This is a genomic window from Exiguobacterium sp. UBA7533, assembly GCF_002479335.1.
Classification (GTDB): domain Bacteria; phylum Bacillota; class Bacilli; order Exiguobacteriales; family Exiguobacteriaceae; genus Exiguobacterium_A.
On the sequence record NZ_DLMP01000004.1, the window covers coordinates 1 to 2,771 of the forward strand.

Below are 2,771 nucleotides of genomic sequence, written 5' to 3' on the forward strand. Positions count from 1 at the left end.
GACGCACGATTGCAGAAATATCCGTCAGTTCTGGGAACTTACCGTACAATTCCTGAAGAGGAAGTGATGCGCGGAAGACGCCATTTTCTTCGGGACGGAATGCTTGGATCGTCTCGAGTAAAAGCGATTCGCCTGCCGGTGTCAACTGGACATAGGTATTTCGTTTATCGGTTTCCTTTTTCGAGAACGTCAACAATCCGCGGTCCTCTAACTTCTTCGAGAAGTTGAATGCCGTCGAGACGTGCATGACACCATACTTCGCGATCTCAGAAATCGAGGCACCACCTAGGGCATGCGAAATCCATAAAATATGGTGTTCGTTGATGTTTAGATCAAAGGGCTTGATCCAATTTTGCCAATCTTTTTCTACCGTTTTCCATAGTGCTTTGCTTAATTGGACAATTTTATGGCTATACAATAATGCTTCTTGTCCAGGATATAACTTTTCGTGTTCCATATCTGACTCATCCTTTCGAAAGGTGACAATGGCTCAAACGCGCAAAATGCAAACTATACAAAAACAAATCGAAGCAACGGATCTTACTTTTGTGGAGAAAGCTGGTCTGCTTCCTGTTTCGCTTCATCAGCGAGAGACTGGATCTTCGTGAGCGATGCTTGGACTTCCGTTTGGTATTCCGAGACGCTCTGCATGACTTCTTCCTTGAAGTGCATACCAGACACTTTTGCTGTCTCTACTAAGTTCTTGCCCTCGTGGGTCAAATCCTGCACATTCGTTACGATTGTAGAATAAGAATTTCGACGTTGATGACCGTTCGAAGAGTCGCTTTTCGTACCTTGGCGAAGCGCCTTTAGACCATAAAAAGTCACAAGTGTTAGCGTAGCACCAAAAGCGACCCAGTTACGGGCGGGACGCTTCGACATGATAAACCTCCTTTTTAATATTAAAATATTTGTTTCATATTATTTTACCGAAAATTGAGTGAAAGAAACCTATTTCGGCAATATTTTTCTAAGAAGAGAAGAAAAAGAACAGCCTTAGATATGCGAAGCGATTGAATTTGCGAGCTCAGCCAATTCTTCTGCCGTATACTCGTCGTTATGGACTTCCCACTTCGCGCCGAATCCATCTTGCTTATCGTGACGAGGAATGAGATGCAAATGGAAGTGTGAGACTGATTGACCCGCTACTTTTCCTGTATTGGATAGAAGGTTCATACCAGCTGCATTTGTCTCTTGTTGAAGCGCACGGCTGATTTGCGGAATCGTCGCAAACACGTCCTGTGCCTGTTCAGGCGAGAGATCATACATATTATCGGCATGCTGTTTTGGGATAACGAGCGTATGTCCTTTCGTCACTTGTGACAAGTCGAGGAAGGCGAGAACGGTTTCGTTCTCAAATACGATATGACCAGGGACTTCTTTGCGAGCGATTTTACAGAAGATACATGATTCTTTTTGCATGGAACAGTCACTCCTTTGGGTAAGATAATATTAGTATACGGAAAGTTTCCGCCTTCCGCACGATTGACAGTCAACTTGAACCCGATACACTTAAGACCATACAGCTAATGGAGAAAAAGGAGCGAAGTGCATGGCATCACGAATAGCCTCAACGGCACAGAAAAAACGAAAACGACGTTTACTCATTGGTAGCGCCTTCATCGCCTGTCTGTTTTTGTTAGTTGCCTTTTGGTTTGGGCGCAACATGCAAGAGGCGGCAAAAATGGAGAAAACGGACGAGCGGCTTGCTACTCTATTGAAGGAAAAGGATCAGCGTGGATTCCAACAACTAGTCATGATGAACGATAAACCATTACCGATGAGTGAGGCGACACGACTCATTACTTGGTTGACGACTGAATCAGAACGAACAGATCGGGTCATCAAACAAGTCAAACAGGATCAAGACTCTGGTAAACAAGTAAAGGCACATCTATTTACGTTACAAAAAGAGGATGGATGGCTTTGGTATGACCGGTATTCTCTCGATCTGAATCCACAACGACTGATCGTTTCAAGTGATGTCCCTAAAACAGAAGTATCATTAGACGGGGAAGTCATTGGAACGATGGATGGAACATCACTAGAAATCAAGCGTTCTCCAGGAGAATATGATGTCCAGGTGAGTGCCGACCAATCAGGACAGACCGTTCAGGACTCAAAAACCGTTCAACTCGGTGATGAACCAAACACGGCAGTTGATTTTAAATTAGCTGATCAGTTCAATACGACTGTATCAAACGAATATGCAGTCGATATTAAAACATTACTTGAGACGGAAGTGAAAGCGCGAACTGGAAAAAGTATCGATACGATGACCAGCTATCTCGGGAAATCGCGCGACGCATTCGAGAACGCGTTCGGAACGCCTGATTCGACAGTTGCGAATCGAGCACGGTACGATGGATATGAAGTGACCTATCAGTCGGGACAGGTGGAGGAGTTATTAATCCGATTGAATAAAACTCCAGATGAATTGGAAGCTGTCGCCGGAAAACCAGAACGAAAGAAGCGAGAGCGCGTCGGTACGGTTTGGGAATATCCGTCTAGCTTTCTCGAAGGCGTGTTCGAATGGTTGAATTTACGATCGGAAAAACGTGTCTTCGAGCGAGAAGATGGCATGTGGTTACAAATAAAAGATTAAAGTATAAAAAACTAACGCATAAAAAATCCTCGGACATCATGTCCGAGGATTTTTTGTTTATCGTTTATTCACCGCACGGAGAATGAACGATACAATGAGGATGAGAATAATAGCTCCGAGTAAAGCAGGTACGATTGCGAATCCAGCAACCATTGGACCCCAATTT

4 protein-coding genes and 1 pseudogene are annotated in these 2,771 nt (G+C 44.2%); 1 reads left to right on the top strand and 4 read right to left on the bottom strand.

Annotation, left to right across the window (positions count from 1 at the left end):
• The 3 genes from B2U10_RS07335 to B2U10_RS07345 form a co-directional block, all read right to left on the bottom strand.
• Nucleotides 1–457, bottom strand: a 457-nt coding sequence (locus B2U10_RS07335; RefSeq protein WP_290786547.1) for an HTH-type transcriptional regulator Hpr, incomplete at its 3' end; no start/stop codon positions are given.
• 83 nt (nucleotides 458–540) lie between these two features.
• A complete protein-coding gene (locus tag B2U10_RS07340) occupies nucleotides 541–882 on the bottom strand; it encodes a hypothetical protein (RefSeq protein WP_035409409.1) in 342 nt (113 codons plus the stop codon).
• 114 nt (nucleotides 883–996) lie between these two features.
• On the bottom strand, nucleotides 997–1,422 hold the full coding sequence (locus tag B2U10_RS07345; RefSeq protein WP_290748603.1) for an HIT family protein: 426 nt from the start codon (nucleotides 1,420–1,422) through the stop codon (nucleotides 997–999).
• A gap of 130 nt (nucleotides 1,423–1,552) precedes the next feature.
• On the opposite strand from B2U10_RS07345, the gene B2U10_RS07350 reads away from it, so the two are divergent.
• Nucleotides 1,553–2,605: a TcaA second domain-containing protein gene (locus tag B2U10_RS07350; RefSeq protein WP_290786549.1), complete on the top strand. Its 1,053-nt coding sequence runs from the start codon at nucleotides 1,553–1,555 to the stop codon at nucleotides 2,603–2,605.
• Nucleotides 2,606–2,662: 57 nt separating this feature from the next.
• Here the strand turns inward: B2U10_RS07350 and B2U10_RS07355 are convergent.
• Nucleotides 2,663–2,771 (bottom strand): annotated as a pseudogene (locus tag B2U10_RS07355) (GlsB/YeaQ/YmgE family stress response membrane protein); the annotation flags it as partial.